Origin of the sequence: Sphingomonas sp. BLCC-B65, assembly GCF_028550675.1 — a bacterium.
In the GTDB taxonomy this organism is placed as follows: domain Bacteria; phylum Actinomycetota; class Actinomycetes; order Actinomycetales; family Microbacteriaceae; genus Microbacterium.
On sequence record NZ_JAQQGL010000001.1, the window covers coordinates 2,803,732 to 2,822,309 of the forward strand.

Annotated in this window: 18 protein-coding genes; 11 read left to right on the top strand and 7 right to left on the bottom strand. The window is 70.6% G+C overall.

Annotated features, from left to right (window positions below):
- Positions 1 to 80 precede the first annotated feature (80 nt).
- Positions 81 to 1,208 carry a phosphate ABC transporter substrate-binding protein PstS gene (locus tag PP359_RS13225; RefSeq protein WP_112930946.1) on the bottom strand — a complete coding sequence of 376 codons (1,128 nt, stop codon included), beginning with the start codon at positions 1,206 to 1,208 and terminating at the stop codon, positions 81 to 83.
- Between the two features lie 184 nt (positions 1,209 to 1,392).
- Here PP359_RS13225 and PP359_RS13230 point away from each other — a divergent pair, with 184 nt between their 5' ends.
- The 6 genes from PP359_RS13230 to PP359_RS13255 all read left to right on the top strand — a co-directional run bounded on the left by PP359_RS13230 (position 1,393) and on the right by PP359_RS13255 (position 8,209).
- Positions 1,393 to 1,998 carry a Rho termination factor N-terminal domain-containing protein gene (locus PP359_RS13230; RefSeq protein WP_239498556.1) on the top strand — a complete coding sequence of 202 codons (606 nt, stop codon included), beginning with the start codon at positions 1,393 to 1,395 and terminating at the stop codon, positions 1,996 to 1,998.
- Between the two features lies 1 nt (position 1,999).
- The gene (locus PP359_RS13235) at positions 2,000 to 5,929 is read left to right on the top strand and encodes a Pls/PosA family non-ribosomal peptide synthetase (protein ID WP_499250793.1); all 3,930 of its coding nucleotides are present in this window, start codon (positions 2,000 to 2,002) and stop codon (positions 5,927 to 5,929) included.
- Entirely contained in the window at positions 5,926 to 7,218 is a 1,293-nt protein-coding gene (locus tag PP359_RS13240; protein WP_499250794.1) for a M1 family metallopeptidase, read from the top strand. The genes PP359_RS13235 and PP359_RS13240 overlap by 4 nt, the downstream gene beginning before the upstream one ends.
- A 112-nt stretch (positions 7,219 to 7,330) precedes the next feature.
- A complete protein-coding gene (locus tag PP359_RS13245; protein WP_499250795.1) occupies positions 7,331 to 7,543 on the top strand; it encodes a hypothetical protein in 213 nt (70 codons plus the stop codon).
- A gap of 113 nt (positions 7,544 to 7,656) precedes the next feature.
- Positions 7,657 to 7,929, top strand: a complete 273-nt coding sequence (locus tag PP359_RS13250; protein WP_499250796.1) for a hypothetical protein — start codon at positions 7,657 to 7,659, stop codon at positions 7,927 to 7,929.
- Between the two features lie 52 nt (positions 7,930 to 7,981).
- Positions 7,982 to 8,209 (top strand): hypothetical protein, encoded by a 228-nt coding sequence (locus PP359_RS13255; protein WP_433718730.1) that lies wholly within the window; start codon positions 7,982 to 7,984, stop codon positions 8,207 to 8,209.
- 16 nt (positions 8,210 to 8,225) lie between these two features.
- Here the strand turns inward: PP359_RS13255 and PP359_RS13260 are convergent, their stop codons facing one another.
- The 4 genes from PP359_RS13260 to PP359_RS13275 form a co-directional block, all read right to left on the bottom strand.
- Entirely contained in the window at positions 8,226 to 8,759 is a 534-nt protein-coding gene (locus tag PP359_RS13260) for a 4'-phosphopantetheinyl transferase family protein (RefSeq protein ID WP_433718728.1), read from the bottom strand.
- A gap of 4 nt (positions 8,760 to 8,763) precedes the next feature.
- Positions 8,764 to 9,702: an NUDIX hydrolase gene (locus PP359_RS13265; protein WP_036315353.1), complete on the bottom strand. Its 939-nt coding sequence runs from the start codon at positions 9,700 to 9,702 to the stop codon at positions 8,764 to 8,766.
- The gene (locus PP359_RS13270) at positions 9,699 to 11,867 is read right to left on the bottom strand and encodes an RNA degradosome polyphosphate kinase (RefSeq protein WP_039411805.1); all 2,169 of its coding nucleotides are present in this window, start codon (positions 11,865 to 11,867) and stop codon (positions 9,699 to 9,701) included. Before PP359_RS13270 ends, PP359_RS13265 begins: the two co-directional genes overlap by 4 nt.
- Positions 11,868 to 11,938: 71 nt before the next feature.
- Positions 11,939 to 12,619, bottom strand: coding sequence for a response regulator transcription factor (locus tag PP359_RS13275; protein ID WP_499250797.1), 681 nt, complete (start codon positions 12,617 to 12,619; stop codon positions 11,939 to 11,941).
- Positions 12,620 to 12,762: 143 nt separating this feature from the next.
- Here PP359_RS13275 and PP359_RS13280 point away from each other — a divergent pair, with 143 nt between their 5' ends.
- The 4 genes from PP359_RS13280 to PP359_RS13295 all read left to right on the top strand — a co-directional run bounded on the left by PP359_RS13280 (position 12,763) and on the right by PP359_RS13295 (position 16,029).
- Complete coding sequence (locus PP359_RS13280; RefSeq protein WP_036315349.1) at positions 12,763 to 13,050, top strand: hypothetical protein; 288 nt, start codon at positions 12,763 to 12,765, stop codon at positions 13,048 to 13,050.
- A 134-nt stretch (positions 13,051 to 13,184) separates the two neighbouring features.
- A complete protein-coding gene (locus tag PP359_RS13285; protein ID WP_433718725.1) occupies positions 13,185 to 13,790 on the top strand; it encodes a heme-binding beta-barrel domain-containing protein in 606 nt (201 codons plus the stop codon).
- Between the two features lie 2 nt (positions 13,791 to 13,792).
- Positions 13,793 to 14,899, top strand: coding sequence for a CAF17-like 4Fe-4S cluster assembly/insertion protein YgfZ (gene ygfZ, locus PP359_RS13290; RefSeq protein ID WP_433718723.1), 1,107 nt, complete (start codon positions 13,793 to 13,795; stop codon positions 14,897 to 14,899).
- Positions 14,900 to 14,904: 5 nt separating this feature from the next.
- Positions 14,905 to 16,029, top strand: a complete 1,125-nt coding sequence (locus PP359_RS13295; protein WP_499250798.1) for an FUSC family protein — start codon at positions 14,905 to 14,907, stop codon at positions 16,027 to 16,029.
- Between the two features lie 15 nt (positions 16,030 to 16,044).
- Here the strand turns inward: PP359_RS13295 and PP359_RS13300 are convergent, their stop codons facing one another.
- On the bottom strand, positions 16,045 to 16,884 hold the full coding sequence (locus tag PP359_RS13300; RefSeq protein ID WP_294946936.1) for a class I SAM-dependent methyltransferase: 840 nt from the start codon (positions 16,882 to 16,884) through the stop codon (positions 16,045 to 16,047).
- A gap of 41 nt (positions 16,885 to 16,925) precedes the next feature.
- On the opposite strand from PP359_RS13300, the gene PP359_RS13305 reads away from it, so the two are divergent.
- Positions 16,926 to 17,675, top strand: a complete 750-nt coding sequence (locus PP359_RS13305) for a phosphoglyceromutase (protein ID WP_036315343.1) — start codon at positions 16,926 to 16,928, stop codon at positions 17,673 to 17,675.
- An 89-nt stretch (positions 17,676 to 17,764) separates the two neighbouring features.
- On the opposite strand, the gene phoU is transcribed toward PP359_RS13305, so the two are convergent.
- Entirely contained in the window at positions 17,765 to 18,466 is a 702-nt protein-coding gene (gene phoU, locus PP359_RS13310; protein ID WP_039411820.1) for a phosphate signaling complex protein PhoU, read from the bottom strand.
- Positions 18,467 to 18,578: the final 112 nt, after the last annotated feature.

Consider the following 18,578-nt stretch of genomic DNA (forward strand, 5'->3'; position numbering starts at 1 on the left):
GTCGATCGCGGATCGACGAGCCTGCTCAGCCAGGTCCGGTCTGCGCAGCGTAGCCGCGCAGACCGGACCGGGACGAGGTGTTACTTGATTGCGGAGAGCGTCTTCGCGGCGGCGGCGAGGACGGACTCCGGCAGCGGCGCGGAGCCGGCGTTCTTCTCGGCGACCGACTGGCCGAGCGAGCTGGTGACGAAGCCGAGGTACGACTTCACGAGCTCAGCCTGCTTGGCGTCCTTGAAGGTCGAGCAGACGACCGCGTAGGAGACCAGCGGGATCGGGTAGGCGTCAGCGGTCAGCTTGGTGTAGTCGAACTTCTTCGACAGGTCACCGGCGACACCGTTGGAGGCGTCGACTGCGGCCACGTCGAAGGTCTTCGAGACGGCCTCGCCGCTGAAGGCGACGGCGTTGCCGTTGGTGACGATCGAGGCCGCGTTGAGCGAACCGATCGCGGAGTGGTCGGCGTAGCCGATGGTGCCCGAGCCCGCCTTGACGGCCTCGACGACGCCCGAGCCGCCCTTCTGCTTGGAGACGTTGCCCTGAACCGGCCAGTCCTTGCCCGCCGGGAAGGTCCACACCGACGACTGGGTCGCGGCGAGGTAGTTGGTGAAGTTCTGGGTCGTGCCGGAGCCGTCCGAACGGGCGACCGTGGTGATCGCGCCGGCGGGCAGAGCCGTGCCGTTGTCCTTGGTGATGGCCGGGTCGGACCAGTCGGTGATCTGCAGGGCGAAGATCTTGGCGATCGTCTCACCGCTGAGCTTCAGCGAGGTGACACCCGGGATGTTGAAGATGATCGCGACACCGTCGAGGTAGATCGGGATGTTGATGCCGCCCTCGGTGCACAGCGCCTTCGACTGCGCCGTCTGGTCGGCGTTGAGGGGCGAGTCCGAACCGGCGAAGTCGTAGGCGCCGCTCAGGAAGTTGGTCACGCCGCCGCCGGAGCCCTGCGACTTGTCGTAGTTGATCTTCACGTTCTTGGCGGTCGCGTTGTACGCGGTCGTCCATGCCTGCTGGGCGTTGGACTGCGCGCTGGATCCGCCGGCGGTGATGGTGCCGCTGAGGCTGGGGTCGATCTGGAAGGCGACATCCGAGCTGGTGGCGGTCGGGCTCGCGCTCTCGGCCGGCGTGTTGCTGCCGGACGACGCGCAGCCCGTGAGGGCGAGGGCGGCGACGGCCGCGATGGCGCCCAGCTGGGAGATACGGGTGAGCTTCACTGTGAATCCTTCACGTTGTGTGGGAAATGCGGGCCCGGTGCAGGGCACGCCCCGACGCTAGACAGCCACTCTTACCGGCCGGCGGTGCAGAGGTGAACGAGAGGTTAACGATCTCGAGCGATCGCGTGCGGCGCGGCGGCAACGGTTCGCCGTTGGTTCACATGACACCCCTACGATGTCGGCCATGGGTACGACGAGCAAGAGCGAACGCGCCGCGCGCAGCGCCATCACCGACGCTTCCGCGGCGGCCAAGACGGCGGCCAAGACGGCGAAGAACCTTCCGAAGAAGCTGGCCGCCGGCCTCGAGGAGTACATCGACGAGGCGCGTGACGCCGCCGACGTATCGAAGAAGAAGCTGCGCCGCAAGCCCCGGAAGGTCACCCGTCAGGCGGAGCGGGCGCTCCAGCGGCTCGAACGAGCGGTCGCCAAGGCCGTCGCCGCCGCGGATCGCAAGGCGCGGCTGCGTGCCGAGGCGCGCCGTGCGGCCCAGGAGGCGGAGAGTTCCGCTGCGCGCGCAGCGGCGGAGGCAGCCGAGGCGAAGGCGCTCAAGAAGGCCGCACGCCGCGCGGAGGCCGCTGCCGCGCGCGCCGAGCTCGACGCGCATGCGGCCGATGAGGCGCTCGCCGCCGAGCTCGCCGCCCCCGCGGACACGGGCGCGCCGCAGCCCACGGATGACGACGCGGACCTGAGCGCCCTCACCGTCGTGCAGCTGCGCGAACGCGCGCGCTCCGCCGGACGAACGGGCTACTCACGCCTGACGAAGGCGCAGCTGATCGAACTGCTCTCCTGACGTGGACGATTCACCCCGGGCGCTCCTCGGTCGCGCGGAGGCCGCGGCCCCGGCCCGCACGCTGTTGGACGTGTTGCGTGCCACGGCGCGCGCGTTTCCCGAAGCCTCCGCGATCGACGACGGTTCGGGCGCCCTGAGCTATCGCGAGATGCTGGCGCGGGTGGGCGCGACCGCGGCGCGCCTGCATGAAGCGGGCGTTCGACGCGGCGATCGCGTCGGGGTGCGGATGCCGTCGGGTTCGAAAGAGCTGTACATCGCGATCCTCGGCGTCCTCGCCGCCGGTGCAGCGTACGTGCCCGTCGACGCGGACGACCCCGACGAGCGTGCGCGGCTGGTCTTCGGAGAGGCTGCCGTGCGCGGCGTCATCACCGGCACGGGCACGTACGCCCCGGCATCCGAAGAAGCCGCCGTGGCGAATGATCTCTTCGACGGTGAGGCGCCTCACCCCGCGACACAGGCGGTCGTGGCGGTGCCGCCGCCGAACGTCGACGACGACGCCTGGATCATCTTCACGTCCGGCTCCACGGGCGTGCCCAAGGGCGTTGCGGTCACCCACCGCGCGGCGGCCGCCTTCGTGGATGCCGAGGCTCGCCTGTTCGTTCCCCATGCGCCGCTGGGACCCGACGACCGCGTGCTCGCCGGACTGTCCGTGGCCTTCGACGCCTCATGCGAGGAGATGTGGCTCGCGTGGCGTCACGGTGCATGTCTGGTTCCGGCGCCGCGGTCGCTGGTGCGCTCCGGCGAGGATCTCGCCCCGTGGTTGCTGCGCCAGAGCATCACTGTCGTGTCCACGGTGCCCACGCTGGCCGCGATGTGGCCGGCGGAATCCATCGAGAACGTGCGCCTGCTCATCTTCGGCGGCGAGGCCTGCCCGCCCGAGCTCGCGGCGCGGCTCGTCGCCGAGGGGCGCGAGGTGTGGAACACGTACGGTCCGACCGAGGCGACGGTCGTGGCATGCGCCGCCCCGCTCGACGGGTCGGCGCCGGTTCGCATCGGCCTGCCGCTGGACGGGTGGCTGCTCGCGGTGGTCGACGGTGACGGGCAGCCGGTCGGCGAGGGGGGCGTCGGCGAGCTGATCATCGGCGGTGTGGGGCTGGCACGTTACCTCGATCCCGCGAAGGATGCCGAGAAGTACGCCCCGTTCCCGACGCTCGGCTGGGACCGTGCCTACCGTTCCGGCGACCTCGTCCGCTTCGAGCCGGAGGGGCTCGTGTTCCAGGGCCGCGCCGACGACCAGGTGAAGGTCGGCGGGCGACGTATCGAGCTCGGCGAGGTCGAGGCCGCTCTGCAGGACCTGCCGGGCGTCACCGGCGCCGCGGCGGCCGTTCGCACCACCGAGGCCGGGGTGCCCGTGCTCGTCGGCTACCTCGCGGCGCCTGCGGATTTCGATCGTCTCGCGGCGCGGGCGGATCTGGCCGCGCGGCTGCCGGCTCCCATGGTGCCGCTGCTGGCCGTCGTCGACGACCTGCCCGTGCGCACGTCGGGCAAGGTCGACCGTGCGGCCCTGCCCTGGCCGTTGCCGAACGTGGAGCTTCCGGCATCCGATCTCTCGCCGGGGGAGGCGTGGCTGGCCCAGCAGTGGCAGGCCGTGCTCGGCATGCCGGTCATCGATCGCAAGGCTGACTTCTTCGACCTCGGCGGCGGATCGTTGGCCGCGGCGCAGCTGGTGTCACGCATCCGCACGCGCGTGCCCGAGTTCTCCGTCGCCGACATCTACGACGTGCCCCGGCTGGGGGCGATGGCCAAAGCCCTCGGCACCGGTCTGCAGGAGGATGCCGCTGCCGGCTTCCACCGCCCCGAACCGACGCCGCGGCGGGCCCAGTGGGCGCAGACGTTGCTCGGCGCGCCGCTGTTCATCCTCTCCGGCATCCGCTGGATGCTCTACCTGCTCATCGCCTCGGCCGTCTTGCGGCTCTTTCCCGGCTTCGACGTCTTGCCCGAAGCGCCGCTCGTCATCGTCGTGGTCGGGCTGCTCGTGTTCGCAACGCCGTTCGGACGCATGGCGATCGCGGCGGCATGTGCCCGACTGCTGTTGCGCGGCGTGCGACCGGGCGACTATCCGCGCGGCGGTTGGGTGCATATCCGGTTGTGGCTGGCTGAGCAGATCGCCGACCAGGTGGATGCCGTGGGCCTCGCCGGAGCGCCGTGGGTGAGCTATTACGCCCGCGCCCTCGGGGCGCGCATCGGCACGGGCGTCGACCTGCACGCCCTGCCGCCCATCACCGGGATGCTCGAGATCGGAGACGGCGCCGCCATCGAGCCCGAGGTCGATCTGTCGGGGTACTGGATCGATGGTGACGTCGTGCGCATCGGTGCCATCCGCATCGGCGCCGGCGCCACCGTGGGTTCGCGCAGCACGCTCGCTCCCGGCACCCGGATCGGCCGCCGCGCCGAGATCGCACCCGGGTCGGCGGTGTTCGGACGGGTGCGAGCCGACCAGACGTGGGCGGGCTCTCCCGCGGTGCGCGTGGGTGGCACATCCGCGCAGTGGCCCGTCGAGCGGGCCCCCGCTCCCACCCGCTGGCTCTGGGCATACGCCGCCTCCGCGATCGCTCTGGCACTCCTGCCGCTGGTGGCGTTCGCTGCGGGCGCGCTTGTCGTCGCCCGCGGCATCCAGGGTGCGGCGTCGCTCCTCGAGGCGCTGGGCGGGGCGCTGGTGTGGCTTGTTCCCGGTGTGCTGGTCGCGGGTGTCGTCTTCGCCGGTGTCGTCGTCGTGACGGTTCGCGTGCTGTCGATCGGGCTGAACGAGGGCGTGCACCCGGTACGCAGCCGCGTCGGCTGGCAGGCATGGACGATCGAGCGCCTGCTGGACTCGGCGCGAACGATCCTGTTCCCGCTGTACTCGAGCCTGTTCACGCCCGCATGGCTGCGCCTGCTCGGCGCGCAGGTCGGCCGCGATGTCGAAGCCTCCACCGTGCTGCTACTCCCGTCGCTGACGCGCATCGAAGACGGTGCGTTCCTCGCCGACGACACCATGGTCGCGTCGTACGAGCTGCACGGCGGCTGGATGCGCCTCGGCCCGGTGCGCATCGGCAAGCGCGCCTTCCTCGGCAACTCCGGCATGGCCGCGCCCGGACACCGCGTCCCCCGGGACGGGCTGGTCGCGGTGCTCTCGGCTGCGCCGGCGAAGGCCAAACCGGGCTCATCCTGGCTGGGCTCGCCCGCCGTACGCCTTCGGCGACGCACCGCCGAGGGCGACGAGACGCGCACGTATCAGCCGCCGGCGCGCCTGCGCGTCGCTCGCGCGCTGTGGGAGCTGGGACGCGTCGTGCCGGTCGTCGTCACCTGTGCGTTGGGCGTGCTCGTCGTCTTCGCCCTGGCAGCGCTGATCGACGCCGTCGGTCTCGGCGGTGCGATCCTGCTGTCGGGGATCGTCATGCTGGCCGCGGGCGCCGTCGCCGCCGGGGTCTCGACAGCGGCGAAGTGGCTGATCGTCGGCCCCATCCGTGCCGGCGAGCAGCCGCTGTGGTCGAGCTTCGTCTGGCGCACCGAGGTGTCCGACACCTTCACCGAGATGGTCGCAGCTCCCTGGTTCGCGCGCGCCGCCGCCGGGACGCCGGCCCTCGCGGTCTGGCTGCGGTCGCTGGGCTCGACCATCGGGCGCGGCGTCTGGTGCGACAGCTACTGGTTGCCGGAGCCTGACCTCGTCACCCTGGGCGACGGGTCGACGGTCAACCGGGGATGCGTTGTGCAGACGCACCTGTTCCATGATCGAATCATGAGCATGGACACCGTCGAACTCGAGGCCGGGGCCACCCTCGGGCCCCACAGTGTCATCCTGCCGGCGGCCAGCATCGGCGCGCATGCGACCGTGGGACCCGCATCCCTGGTGATGCGCGGCGAGACGGTGCCCGTCGGCTCGCGCTGGAGCGGAAACCCCATCGGACCCTGGCACGCGGTCAAGGTGCGCGCCTACCAGTCGACCTCGTGAGCGGGCACGACCCGTACGCGCCCGAGAGCGGCGACCCGTCGTTCGACGTCGACTCCTACGACGTGGAGATCGACTATCGCGTGCGCACCAATCGTCTCGAGGGGCGAACGACGATCAACGCCGTGGCGGCGACTGCGGTGTCGGCCGTGAGCGTCGATCTCGTGGGCCTGCGTGCGACGAAGGTGCGCGTCGACGGAGACCGGCGCACCCGCTTCTCGCAGGGACCGCGCAAGCTGCGCATCACCCTCCCGCATCGCATGCAGCCGGGGGAGCGGTTCTCGATCGAGATCGTCTACGCCGGCGCGCCGGCACCGCGCCGGTCCCGCTGGGGCACGATCGGCTGGGAGGAGCTCGAGGACGGCGCGCTCGTCGCGTCGCAGCCGACCGGCGCGCCCACCTGGTTCCCGTGCAACGACCGCCCGGACGCGCGCGCGCCGATGCAGCTGTCGGTGACGACGGATGCCGGGTATCTCCCGGTCCTCACCGGTCGCCCCACCGGAATGTCGACGGCCGGCGGACGCACCACGGTGACCTCGGCGTCCGCCGTGCCGGTGGCGACCTATCTGGTCGCCGTGCACGTCGGCCCGTACGAGCAGAGCGCCCTCGACGGCGCCGACGGCGTCCGGGTCTTCGCCCCCGCGACCCTCCGCCGTGAGGTGGCGCGGGCCTTCGCCGACGTCCCGGCCATGCTCGCTCTGTTCGAGGAGTCGTTCGGCGCCTACCCGCAGGAGGCGTGCACACTCGTCGTGACGCCGGACGAGCTCGAGATCCCTCTCGAAGCGCAGGGGCTCGCCGTTTTCGGCAGCAACCACCTCGTCCCGGACGAGCAACGGCTGATCGCCCACGAGCTCGCTCACCAGTGGTTCGGCAACAGCGTCGGTTTGAGCAGCTGGTCGGACATCTGGCTCAATGAGGGCTTCGCGTGCTTCGCCGAGTGGCTGTGGTTCGAGCGTTCCGGGGCTGCGACGGTGGCCGAGAAGGCGGCGAAGCATCACGCGCGCCTGCGCGCGCTGCCGCAAGATCTCGTCCTCTCCGACCCCGGGCCCGACCTGATGTTCGACGACCGCGTCTACAAGCGCGGTGCTCTCACCCTGTATGCCCTGCGATGCGCCGTCGGTGACGCCGTCTTCTCGCGCGTTCTGCATGAGTGGGTCGAGACCTACCGGCACGCCCTCGCGACCACCGACGAGTTCCGCGCTCTGGCCGCCCGTATCGCCGGGCGCGACCTCGACGACGTCTTCGCGCCGTGGCTCGACCGGACGGCGCTGCCCCCGCTTCCGCGACCGTAGCGCCGGCCGGGGCGATCGGAGCTCAGCGAGCATCCGATCGACCACGTGAGCACCGACCTTCGTCGACGAAGCCGGTCGCGTGCCATCGCGCGAGTCTCGCTGGATTCTCCCGATGAGCGAAGGAAAACGACCTTCGCGGATCCGGCGACGGCGTGTGGCCGGCTCTGAGCGCACCCTTGAGGCCCGGACGGCCCTCGCCTACGGTGAAGCCGCCGCTACCGGCACGCGGAGGAACATCGATACGGAAGTGAAGATCATCATGAAACGGCAATTGCGTCCGGTGGCGGCTGTCGCCGCCGCCGCCCTCCTCGCAGGGGTCTCCTGACGGCGAGCCCCGCCACGGCTGCCGAGGATCCCGCGTCATCTCCCTCCGCGCAGCGCCCCCTCGACGGCCCGGTTTCGCAGTTGTCGGCCGCAGAGGAACGGGCGCTTTCCCGGTTGGAGAGTGCGACCGACACGGCGACGGGCGTCTTCGACGCCGAGGCGGCACTCGCGGCCGGGGTGAGCGCGTCCGACGTCGCAGACTACGCGGCGACCTACACGGCCGCCGGCAACGATGTCGTCGGCATGACGTCGTCGGTCGATGCCCAGACGACGCCGCAGGCGCGCACCGTCGCTGCCGCCGCGGCGACGTGTTCGGGCGCGCGCGGCTACACGGGCTTCTGGGGATGGGGCTGGCAGACGGCCCTTGACTCGTGCGACACAGACTGAACGTGTACGTCACCGGCGGCGTCGGCTGCTGGGGTCAGTGAGAGGGGCGGTCATGTTCTCGACAACCGTATTGCGGCTGTTGTCGGTCATGGGGGCGGTGATCTGTCTCGTCGGCGTTGCGCTCGCCGTCACGCTGGGCATCGAGTCGGCATCGCGTACGCCCGCGTCGCCGTGGCTCCTGACGGCCACGGCGACTGCGCTGATCGGCGGGCTCGTGCTCACCATCGGCTCCGCCGTGACGCTGGCGCGCCGTCCGCGGGAGGACGAGCGCCGAGAGTGAGCCTCCCGCTCTGCTTTCAGGGGACCAGTGCGGCGCAGAGGAGGATGCCCGGCGGCCCGCAGGAGAGATCCTGACCGCGGGCGGTGACGACGCGCTGTCGCGCCTCGTCGGGCACGGAGGCGCTCCAGTCCGTGCTGTCGTCCCGCGCCGCGACGTGGACGGATGCCGGGTCCACCCGCAGGCCGAGACCGGTGGCCTTGAGGGCGGCCTCCACACGCACCCACCGCCGCAGCCCGCCGGGCGCGCCGCCCGCCGCCTCTCGCACGGAATCGTGCAACGGTTCCGCGTCGAGGGCGAAGCCCGCCGCCCCGGCCCGCGGATGGATGCCGACGATGGCCGTCGCACCGGCGTAGGTCACCGCGGCGAACCACCGCTCGTCGTTCACCCGCACGGGGCCGTGCGGGCCCCCGCACCGCGGGCAGGGGTTGGTCAGCACCGCGTGCGGCGACCCGGCATCGGCCAGCAGCCCCCGCAACAGAGCCCACGCGACCGTCCGCCGATCGGGCCGTGCGGCCGGCACCCGCGCCCACGCCAGGCGGAGCCCCTCCACCGGCCTACAGCTTCGGCTCGTGGGTCTCGATCGCGATGATGCCCGACCCGGGATTGGATGCCGAGAGGTGCACGACCGAGAACGCGCCGGTCTCCAGAGCGGACGCGCTCCCGAGGTAGGAACCGTGCAGTGTTCCCGTCGCCAGCGCCAGCTCCGACAGGATGCCGGGGAGCACCGGACCGTGACTGCACAGCACCGCGGGCTTGCGCGAGCGTACACGGCGTCCGATGACCGAGCGGACGTCCGACGTGCCGTCCTCCCAGGCGTCCTGGCTGAGCGCCGAGGTGCGGTGAATGTCCTTGCCGATCGCCGCCGCGAGCGGGGTGACCGTGGTCACGCACCGGACGGCGTCGCTGGAGACGATCTTGCGCACACCGAAGGCGCGAAGCGGCCCGACGGCGGCCGCCGCCTGTTTCGTCCCGCGGGCCGTGAGCGGTCGCGCCGCGTCGGAGCCGTCCCAGTCCTCACGGGGCAGGGCCCGGGCATGGCGCAGCACGACGATGGGGAACGTCTGCAGCACACCGTCGTCGACGTAGCGCAGGAACTGCTCCATGATCTCGACGTCGACGGGATACGACAGCTTCGCGAGCGCCTTCTTCGGCGAAAGCCACTCGATGGCGGCGATCTCCTTGTTGGGCACGAACGCGGAGGTGCGGATCGCGGCATCCGTCGCCTCGGCAGACCAGTAGTGCACGATCTTCTGCCGCTTGTTGGGCATGTGATAGCGCGAGACGCCGACGGGGATGCCGAGGGCCACGCGGATTCCGGTCTCCTCGAAGATCTCGCGCACGGCGGTCTCGGCGAGGCTCTCGCCGGGATCGACCTTGCCCTTAGGGATCGTGACGTCGGCGTAGGCCGTGCGATGGATGACCAGCACGCGGAGCTTGCCGTCGACGACGCGCCACACGACGCCGCCGGCCGCGTAGACGGCGGTGTCGGTCATCGCACCGCCCGCGCCCGACGACGGCGCTGCACCTGCGCCATCGTGCGGTCCTGCAGATCGATGAGCGGCTTGCCGTCGGCATCCGTGCTGTGGCGCTTCCACTCGCCGCTGTCCTCGAGGTGCCACGAACTCGTCTCAGCGCTCATCGCGAGATCGAACAGGTCGACGAGCTCCTTGATCTGCGCGGGCGCGACGACGCGCACGAGGGCTTCGACGCGCCGGTCGAGGTTGCGGTGCATCATGTCGGCACTGCCGATGAACACCTGAGGGTCGCCGGCGCCGGCGAACGCGAAGATGCGCGAGTGCTCGAGGTAGCGGCCCAGGATCGAGCGCACGGTGATGTTGTCGCTCACGCCGGGCAGTCCGACCTTCAGTGAGCAGATGCCGCGCACCCAGACGTCGACGCGGACACCGGCCTGGCTCGCCCGATAGAGCGCATCGATGATCTGCTCGTCCACCATCGAGTTGACCTTGATGCGGATGTGTGCCGGCTTTCCCTCGAGGGCGTGGCGTCGCTCGTTCTCGATCTGGCGGAGCAGCCCCTTGCGCAGGTGCAGGGGAGCCACCAGCAGGCGCTTGAACTTCTTCTCGATCGCGTAGCCGCTGAGCTCGTTGAAGAGGCGCGTGAGATCGCGACCCACCTGCTCGTCGGCGGTGAAGAGGCCGAAGTCCTCGTAGATGCGACTCGTCTTCGGGTTGTAGTTGCCCGTGCCGATGTGGCTGTAGCTGCGCAGCATGCCGTCCTCCTCGCGGATGACGTGCAGCAGCTTGCAGTGCGTCTTCAGCCCCACCAAGCCGTAGACGACGTGCACGCCCGCCTTCTCGAGCTTGCGCGCCCAGACGATGTTGGCCGCCTCGTCGAAGCGCGCCTTGACCTCCACCAGAGCCAGCACCTGCTTGCCGCGTTCGGCGGCATCGATCAGCGCCTGAACGATCGGGCTGTCACCGGAGGTGCGGTAGAGCGTCTGCTTGATGGCGAGCACGTGCGGGTCGCGCGCGGCCTGCTCGAGGAAGCTCACGACGCTCGTGGTGAACGACTCGTACGGGTGGTGCACGAGCACGTCGCCCTTGCGGATCGCGGCGAACAGATCGGCGCGCCCGTTCTGTTCGGCGGGCTGGAAGGCCGGAGCCGTGGTCGGCACGTGCGCCGGATAGTGCAGCTCCGGACGGTCGATGCGAGACAGGTCGAACAGACCCCGCAGGTCGAGTGGGCCGGGGAGGCGGTAGACCTCTTGCTCGGTGATGTCGAGTTCGGCGATCAGGAGGTCGAGGGTGACGTCGTCCATGTCCTCGGTGACTTCGAGGCGGATCGGCGGACCGAACCGGCGTCGCAGCAGCTCGGCTTCGAGCGCCTGGATGAGGTTCTCGGTCTCGTCCTCCTCGATCACGACGTCCTCGTTGCGGGTGAGGCGGAACGCGTGGTGCTCGAGGATCTCCATACCCGGGAACAGGTCGCCCAGATGGTTGGCGATGAGTTGCTCGAGCGGCAGGTATCGCGCCCGCCCGGCGTCTCCCGGCACGGCGACGAAGCGCGGGAGCATGGGCGGCACCTTCAGGCGCGCGAACTCCTGACGACCCGTCTTCGCGTTGCGGATGCGGATCGCGAGGTTCAGCGAGAGGCCGGAGATGTAGGGGAACGGGTGCGCCGGGTCCACCGCGAGCGGCATCAGCACCGGGAACACCTGGGACTGGAAGTACTCGGAGAGCTCGTTGCGGTCATCGACCGACAGGTCGTCCCAGGAGACGACCTCGATGCCCGCCTCGGCGAGTGCGGGCTGGACCATCCCGAGCCAGGCGTTCGCCTGACGCAGCTGCAGGGCGTGGGCAGCGTCGGAGATGTCGGCGAGCACGTCTTGGGGGGCGCGACCGACGTTGGTCGGCACCGCGAGGCCGGTCACGATGCGGCGCTTGAGGCCGGCCACGCGCACCATGAAGAACTCGTCCAGGTTGCTGGCGAAGATCGCCAGGAAGTTGCTGCGCTCCAGCACGGGCAGCGACGGGTCCTCCGCGAGCTCCAGCACGCGCTGGTTGAAGGCGAGCCAGCTGAGCTCGCGATCCATGTAGCGGTGCTCGGGGAGCTGGGCGTCGCCGTCTTCGACCATCTCGTCGAAGTCGTCGTCGTCCTCGTCGCCCAGTCCGGTGTCCAGAACGTCGGTGTCGATCATTCCCTCATCATGTCAGGGCCAGGTGACCGACGCGTTAACCACGACGTCGCGCGGCGCTCGCCGCCGCGTCATCAGGCCGAAGAGGCCTCGTGCGACGAAGGGATCTGGTCGTCCTCGTAGACGTTGAAGCGATAGCCGACGTTGCGCACCGTGCCGATGAGCTGCTCCAGATCGCCGAGCTTGGCGCGCAGTCGTCGCACGTGCACGTCGACGGTTCGCGTGCCGCCGAAGTAGTCGTAACCCCACACCTCGCTCAGCAGCTGCTCGCGCGTGAACACGCGCGACGGATGCGTGGCGAAGAAGTGCAGCAGCTGGAACTCCTTGTAGGTGAGATCCAGAGGCTTGCCGTGCACCTTGGCCGAATAGGACGACTCATCGATCGTGATGCCGGAGGTCTGAATGCGACTGGACACCTGAGAGGCGGACTGACGTCCGACCGCCAGCCGGATGCGCGCGTCGACCTCGGCGGGCCCGGCGCCGACGAGGATCACGTCGTCGATGCCCCAGTCGGTGGACACCGCGGTGAGCCCGCCTTCTGTCACGACGAGTACCAGAGGCGCGTCCAGGCCCGTCGTGTTGAGGATCTTGCACAGCGACTTCGCCCCGACCAGGTCGGCGCGGGCGTCGACGAAGATGACATCCGAGCTCGGCGCGTTCACGAGTTGCGCCGGTTCGGCGGGAATCTGGCGGACGCGATGGCTCAGCAGCTCGAGCGCAGGCAGGACGGGGCCCCCGCCCGGGGCGGAACTCAAGACGAGAAGCTGAGCCAATGGGGGTCCCTTCGGGTTCGGATGCCCCCGAACCGTGCCCCCATCTTAGAACCCGCTCGCACGGGCGCCGTGCGCGGCGGCTCGCGCGACGTGCGCGCAGTGCGCGTGTCGGCGACAATGGGAGGATGACGCTTCCCGGATTGGCGCCCCGCGCCGAGTACGGCGGCATCGTCGGAGTCTGGGCCGCCGGCGCGGTGATCGCGATCGTGATCGGCGCCGTCGCTCCGGGCGAGTGGCGCGCCGCATGGATGCCGGTGGGCATGGCCGCCTGCCTCATCCTCGCCTTCGTCGTGCAGCTGGTGCAGGGGCACTCGCAGGGCTTCCTGCGCCGGGTGGCGCTGAGCACTCTCGGTGCGTTCGTGGTGATGGGCCTGATCGGGCTCGGTCTCGGACTCTCCAGCATGTTCGCGTGACGGTAGAGTGAAGGTATGGACCTGCTCGCACTCGAACTCTTCTTCGTCGGGTTGCTCGCGCTCGCCTCGCTCGCGATCGTCTTCGTGTCGGGTGTCGTGATCAAGAACCTCTACCGCGGCCAGCGCTGATCGACATGATCGACCTGCCGACCGACCTGCCGGCCGATCTCGTCCCTCTCTCGTGGCTGCTCGGTGTCTGGGAAGGCACCGGCGTCATCGACTATGAAGCCGGCGATGTCTCGTTCAGCGGCGAGTTCGCCCATCGGGTGAGCTTCAGTCACGACGGCGGCGATTACGTGAACTACGCCGCGAGCGCATGGTTCGTCGCCGACGACGAGACGCGCGCGCCCCTCGTCGCGGAGACCGGATACTGGCGCCTGGCTCGCCCCCTCGGGCAGGCCGATCCCGGGCCGGCGCTGCTGCCGCCGTCGGCGGTGCGCGACGCCGGGCGGACGGCTGACGACGTCGAGTCGCTGCGCAACGAGGAGGGCGGCTTCGATCTCGAGGTCGCGATCGTGCACTCGGACGGCATCAGCGAGCTCTACGTCGGGCAGGTCCGCGGTCCGCGCATCGATCTGGCGACGGATGCCGTGGTGCGCCCCGCCAGCGCGAAGGTCTACACCGCGGCGACCCGGATGTACGGCCTCGTTGACGGCCACCTGCTCTGGGCATGGGACATCGCCGCGCTCGGCGGCGAGCTCGGTTCGCACGCGTCGGCACGACTGGCGCGGGCCGAGTGAGCATGTCTGAGGCGCCCCGTTCTGCCGCCGTCGCCAGCGCGTTCACCGTCGTTCCCGGTGCCGTCGTCGACGAGCGTGGGCTGGCGCACGTGGCGGCGCCGGCGCGCGAGCAGCGTGATCTCGTCGCCGGACGCGCGCTCGCGCCGCTCGAGGACCGCGCCGTGCTCGCGATCGACGGGGTCGACCGTCTGAGCTGGCTGGACTCCATCACCTCCCAGGCGTTGACGGCGCTCGCTCCGGGCACCAGCACGGAACTGCTCGTGCTCGACCCGCAGGGCCATGTCGAACACGCTGCCGCCGTCGTGGACGACGGTGTGCGCACGTGGCTGATCGTCGACCGCTCCCGTTCGGCCGCGCTCCTGTCGTGGCTGAGCCGCATGCGGTTCCGGTTGCGGGTCGAGCCGCAGGACCTCTCCGACGAGGTGCGCGTGGTCGGCGGCACCTCCGAAGCGGTCGCTGCACTCGAGCCCCTCGCCGTCTGGCGCGACCCGTGGCCCGCGGTCGCCGTCGGCGGGTGGGGGTACGCTGCTGCCGCGCCGCACCCGGGGGAGTCGTACGACTGGGCGGAGGCGGTCGTGCCGGTCGACGCCGTGCCGCGCCTCGCCGAGGCCGCGGCGTCGGGCCAGCAGCCCGTCGCGGGATGGATGGCCGTCGATGCCGTCCGCATCGCCGCGTGGCGTCCGCGCGCCGAGACCGAGGCCGACGGGCGAGCGCTGCCTCACGAGGCCGACTGGTTGCGCACCGCCGTGCACCTGGACAAGGGCTGCTACCGCGGCCAGGAGACGGTCGCGAAGGTGCACAACCTCGGGCATCCGCCGCGCCGACTCGTCGCCCTGCAACTCGATGGCAGCGATGCCGACCTGCCCGTCGGGGGCGCAGAGGTCTTCCTCGACGACGAGGTCGTCGGCGCCGTGACCTCCGTTGCACGCCACTACGAAGAGGGGCCGATCGCGCTGGCATACGTCAAGCGCACGGTTCCGGTCGACGCCGATCTGACGGTCGCCGTGGACGAGAGTCGCGTCGCGGCCGCGCAGGAGGTCATCGTTCCCCCCGATGCCGGGCGCACCGCATCGATCCCGCGGATGCCGCGGCTCTCCCGGCGCCGCTGACGCCGGTGTCACCCGCCGCGTCATCGCCGGAGAGCTCTCGGCCGTCCACCGCGGCGATCGTCACCCGTCGCCGAGCCCGCTGGCATCCCCGCGCCGGGATGGACCGCGTCGCGGTCTCCGCGCCGGCCATCGTCCAGATCGTCGTCGCGGCCACGGCGGCGTTCTCGTTCGCCCACTACGTACTCGGACACGCGGCGCCCCTGCTCGCGGCGACGGTGACGGTCTCCAGTCTGGGGTTGGTGCGGGATGCGCGCCCGCGGCGCGTGCTGGAGACCGTGGTCGGGATGGTCGTCGGCATCCTCGTGGCCGAGCTCATCGTCTTCGTCGCCGGCATCGGCTGGTGGCAACTGGGACTGACACTGGCGGCGTCTCTCGTCGTCGCCCGCTTCCTCTCGCCGCAGCCGGCGTTCGCCATCGCGGCAGCGGTGCAGTCGGCCATCGTCATGGTCATTCCCGTGAGCGTCCCCTTCATCCGCATGATCGACGGGATCGTCGGGGGCGTGGCGGCCCTGCTGGTCACGGCTCTCCTGCCACGCAGTCCGCTGCGTGCCGTCACGCGAGAGGGTGCTCAGCTCCTCACCGCGTTCGACGGCGCGGTCACGACTCTCGTCCAGGCGTTGCGACGGGGAGATCCGGTGCGAGCCCAGCGCGGTCTCGCCATGGCACGCGGCCTGCAGAGCCTCGTCGACCAGTGGCGTGCGGGGGTGGAGTCGGGCTCCGAGATCGCCCGCATCTCTCCGTTCCTGCGACGCCAGCGCTCCGAGTTCCAGCGGCAGGACCGCGTGCGGCACCACCTGGATCTCGCGACGCGCAATCTCCGGGTCATCGCGCGCCGCGTCGTCTACCTCAGCGACGACCGACAGCCACGGCCGATCGCCGCCGATCTGCTCGCCGAACTCGCCGCCGGCGCCCGGCTGATCTCCGATGCTCTGGGCGACATCTCCTACGAGCCCGCCGCGCGAGAGGCGATCCGCGCTGTGGCCGGACGCCTCGACCCCCGCGTGCTCGCCGACCGCAGTTCCGCCGTGGATCAGACGCTCATCGGGGCGCTGCGGCCGTTGGCCGTCGACCTGATGACCGCCGCCGGCATGCCTGCGGCCGAAGCGCGCGCTGCCATCCCGCGGGTCTGAGCGGCCGCCGGGCGTTCAGTTGCGGGGAGCGATGAGACTCCACGGCACCGTGACCTCGCCCAGACGCCAGCGCGCCCGGCCGTGCACAGGCCAGCCCGTCGCGTGCATCGCGTCGAGCGCGGCGCGCCAGCGCTGCACCGGGCCGAACGAGGCGGTGCCGACGGCGCGCGTCCACTCTCCGTCGAGGGCGCGGAGGAAGTCGTGCACCGCCTCGCCGGGCACATTGCGGTGGATGAGAGCCTTGGGCAGGCGCTCGGCGGCGATCGACGGCGAGGCGAGTTCGGCGAGCCGCAACGACAGAGTGAGCGTTCGCGGTGCCCCGTCGGCGCCGACCTCGACCCATGTGCAGATCCGGCCGAGCTCGTCGCAGGTGCCCTCCACGAGAATGCCGTCCGGATGCAGTCGCTGTGCCATGCGCCCCCAGGCGTCCTTCACCTCGTGCTCGTCGTACTGCCGAAGGACGTTGAACGCTCTCAGCACCGCAGGTCGGCGTCCGCGCGGCGTGGGTACCTCGAACCCACCGCGGGCGAACGAGACGTGAGCATCGGGCGCGAACGCCGTGCGCCCCGCGCGCACCTCGACGAGCTGCGTGCGGGCGCGCTCGACGCGGGCGGGGTCGATCTCCAGCCCGAGTACCTCGACGTCGGGGCGCACGAGGCGCAGGCGCCGCTCGAGTTCGAGCACGGTCACCGCGCTCGCGCCGTAGCCGAGGTCGACGACGAACGGATCGGCGGTGCGCCGCAGCGCCGGATGCCGGGCGATCCAGCGGTCGATGCGACGCAGTCGATTGGTGTTCGTCGTGCCGCGCGTGATCTGACCGACCACCCCGTGAGCGGGGGCTTTCTCCGGCGGCATCCCCCCATGATGCCAGCGCGCGCGCCGGTAGGATGACGAGCATGACCGCGCCGTACACGCTGATCCTCCTCCGCCACGGGCAGAGCGAGTGGAACAAGACCAACCAGTTCACCGGATGGGTGGACGTCCGCCTCACCGAGCAGGGTCGCGGCGAGGCCGCGCGCGGCGGTGAGCTGCTGAAGGAGTCCGGCATCCTGCCCGATGTGCTGCACACCTCGCTGCTCAGTCGCGCGATCCAGACCGCCAACATCGCGCTCGACGCCGCCGACCGCCTGTGGATCCCCGTGAAGCGGTCGTGGCGCCTGAATGAGCGCCACTACGGCGACCTCCAGGGCAAGGACAAGGCGGAGACCCTCGAGCAGTTCGGCGAGGAGCAGTTCATGCTGTGGCGTCGCTCTTTCGATGTGCCGCCGCCGGCCCTTCCCGACGACTCGCCCTACAGCCAGGTGAACGACCCGCGCTATGCCGGCATCGACGGTGACGTCCCGCGCACCGAGTCGCTGAAGATCGTCATCGACCGCCTCCTGCCCTACTGGGAGAACGAGATCGTTCCCGATCTGAAGGCCGGGAAGACGGTTCTCGTGACGGCGCACGGCAACTCGCTGCGCGGACTCGTGAAGCATCTCGACGGCATCAGCGATGCGGACATCGCCGAGCTGAACATCCCCACCGGCATTCCGCTCGTGTACCGCCTCGGTGAGGACCTCATGCCGCTCGAGCCGGGCGCCTACCTCGATCCCGAGGCCGCCGCTGCCGGTGCCGCCGCCGTGGCGAGCCAGGGCAAGGGCTGACGGCCCGCGACCGGACGAACGTGAGAGGGGGATGCCGACCGGCATCCCCCTCTTCGTCTTGCACCCCCCGCCCAGGCGGAGGCGACGTCTTACTCGGCGCCGTCGAGCGATTCGCCCTCGGCGATGATGACGGCGATCGTGTCGGTGTCGGGCGTCCAGTCGCCGGTGGCGAGGTAGGCGACCTTCTTGGCCACCGAGACGGCGTGGTCGGCGAAGCGCTCGAGGTAGCGGCTCGCGAGGGTCGCATCGACGGTGGCTCCCGCCTCGCCCTGCCAGTTCTCGCTCAGCACCTTCTCGAAGACGGCGAGGTGGTGGTCGTCGACCTTGTCGTCGAGCGTGCGCAGCGTCTCGAGGTAGCTGAGGTCTTCGGTGCGCAGCAGCTCGGTGAGGGTCTTCGCGACCTCGACGTCGAGTTCACCCATCTTGGTGAAGGTGCCCTTCAGCCCCTTCGGGATGGCGCGCTCGGGGAAGCGCATGCGGGTGAGCTGAGCGATGTGCTCGGCGATGTCGCCCATGCGCTCCAGGGAGGCGCTGACGCGGAGCGCGGCGACGACGATGCGCAGATCGCGGGCGACCGGTTGCTGACGCGCGAGGATCTGGATCGCCAGCTCGTCGAGCGCGACCGCCTTGTCGTCGATCGTCTGGTCGGCTTCGATGACCTCTTCGGCAAGGGCGACGTCGCTGGTGCCGAAGGCGCGCGTGGCCTTGTCGATGGCCTCCGTGACCAGCTCGGCGATCTCGACGAGACGCGACTGCACGTCCTCGAGCGACTGGTGGAACACTTCGCGCATGAGAGAGCCTCTCTTCCGGCGGGCAGGCACGGTGCCGCCCACTGACCCGGCGATCATCGCGGGCCAAGGTTAACGATCGGTGCCGCAGCGATGAACGTTGCCGACGGGGTGT

Excerpts from the sequence above, each read along its gene's own strand:
- PP359_RS13230 (WP_239498556.1), top strand. The coding sequence starts at position 1,393 with ATGGGTACGACGAGCAAGAGCGAACGCGCCGCGCGCAGCGCCATCACC.
- PP359_RS13245 (WP_499250795.1), top strand. The coding sequence starts at position 7,331 with ATGAGCGAAGGAAAACGACCTTCGCGGATCCGGCGACGGCGTGTGGCC.
- PP359_RS13255 (WP_433718730.1), top strand. The coding sequence starts at position 7,982 with ATGTTCTCGACAACCGTATTGCGGCTGTTGTCGGTCATGGGGGCGGTG.
- PP359_RS13265 (WP_036315353.1), bottom strand. The coding sequence starts at position 9,702 with ATGACCGACACCGCCGTCTACGCGGCCGGCGGCGTCGTGTGGCGCGTC.
- PP359_RS13270 (WP_039411805.1), bottom strand. The coding sequence starts at position 11,867 with ATGATCGACACCGACGTTCTGGACACCGGACTGGGCGACGAGGACGAC.
- PP359_RS13280 (WP_036315349.1), top strand. The coding sequence starts at position 12,763 with ATGACGCTTCCCGGATTGGCGCCCCGCGCCGAGTACGGCGGCATCGTC.
- PP359_RS13285 (WP_433718725.1), top strand. The coding sequence starts at position 13,185 with ATGATCGACCTGCCGACCGACCTGCCGGCCGATCTCGTCCCTCTCTCG.
- ygfZ (WP_433718723.1), top strand. The coding sequence starts at position 13,793 with ATGTCTGAGGCGCCCCGTTCTGCCGCCGTCGCCAGCGCGTTCACCGTC.
- PP359_RS13300 (WP_294946936.1), bottom strand. The coding sequence starts at position 16,884 with ATGCCGCCGGAGAAAGCCCCCGCTCACGGGGTGGTCGGTCAGATCACG.
- PP359_RS13305 (WP_036315343.1), top strand. The coding sequence starts at position 16,926 with ATGACCGCGCCGTACACGCTGATCCTCCTCCGCCACGGGCAGAGCGAG.
- phoU (WP_039411820.1), bottom strand. The coding sequence starts at position 18,466 with ATGCGCGAAGTGTTCCACCAGTCGCTCGAGGACGTGCAGTCGCGTCTC.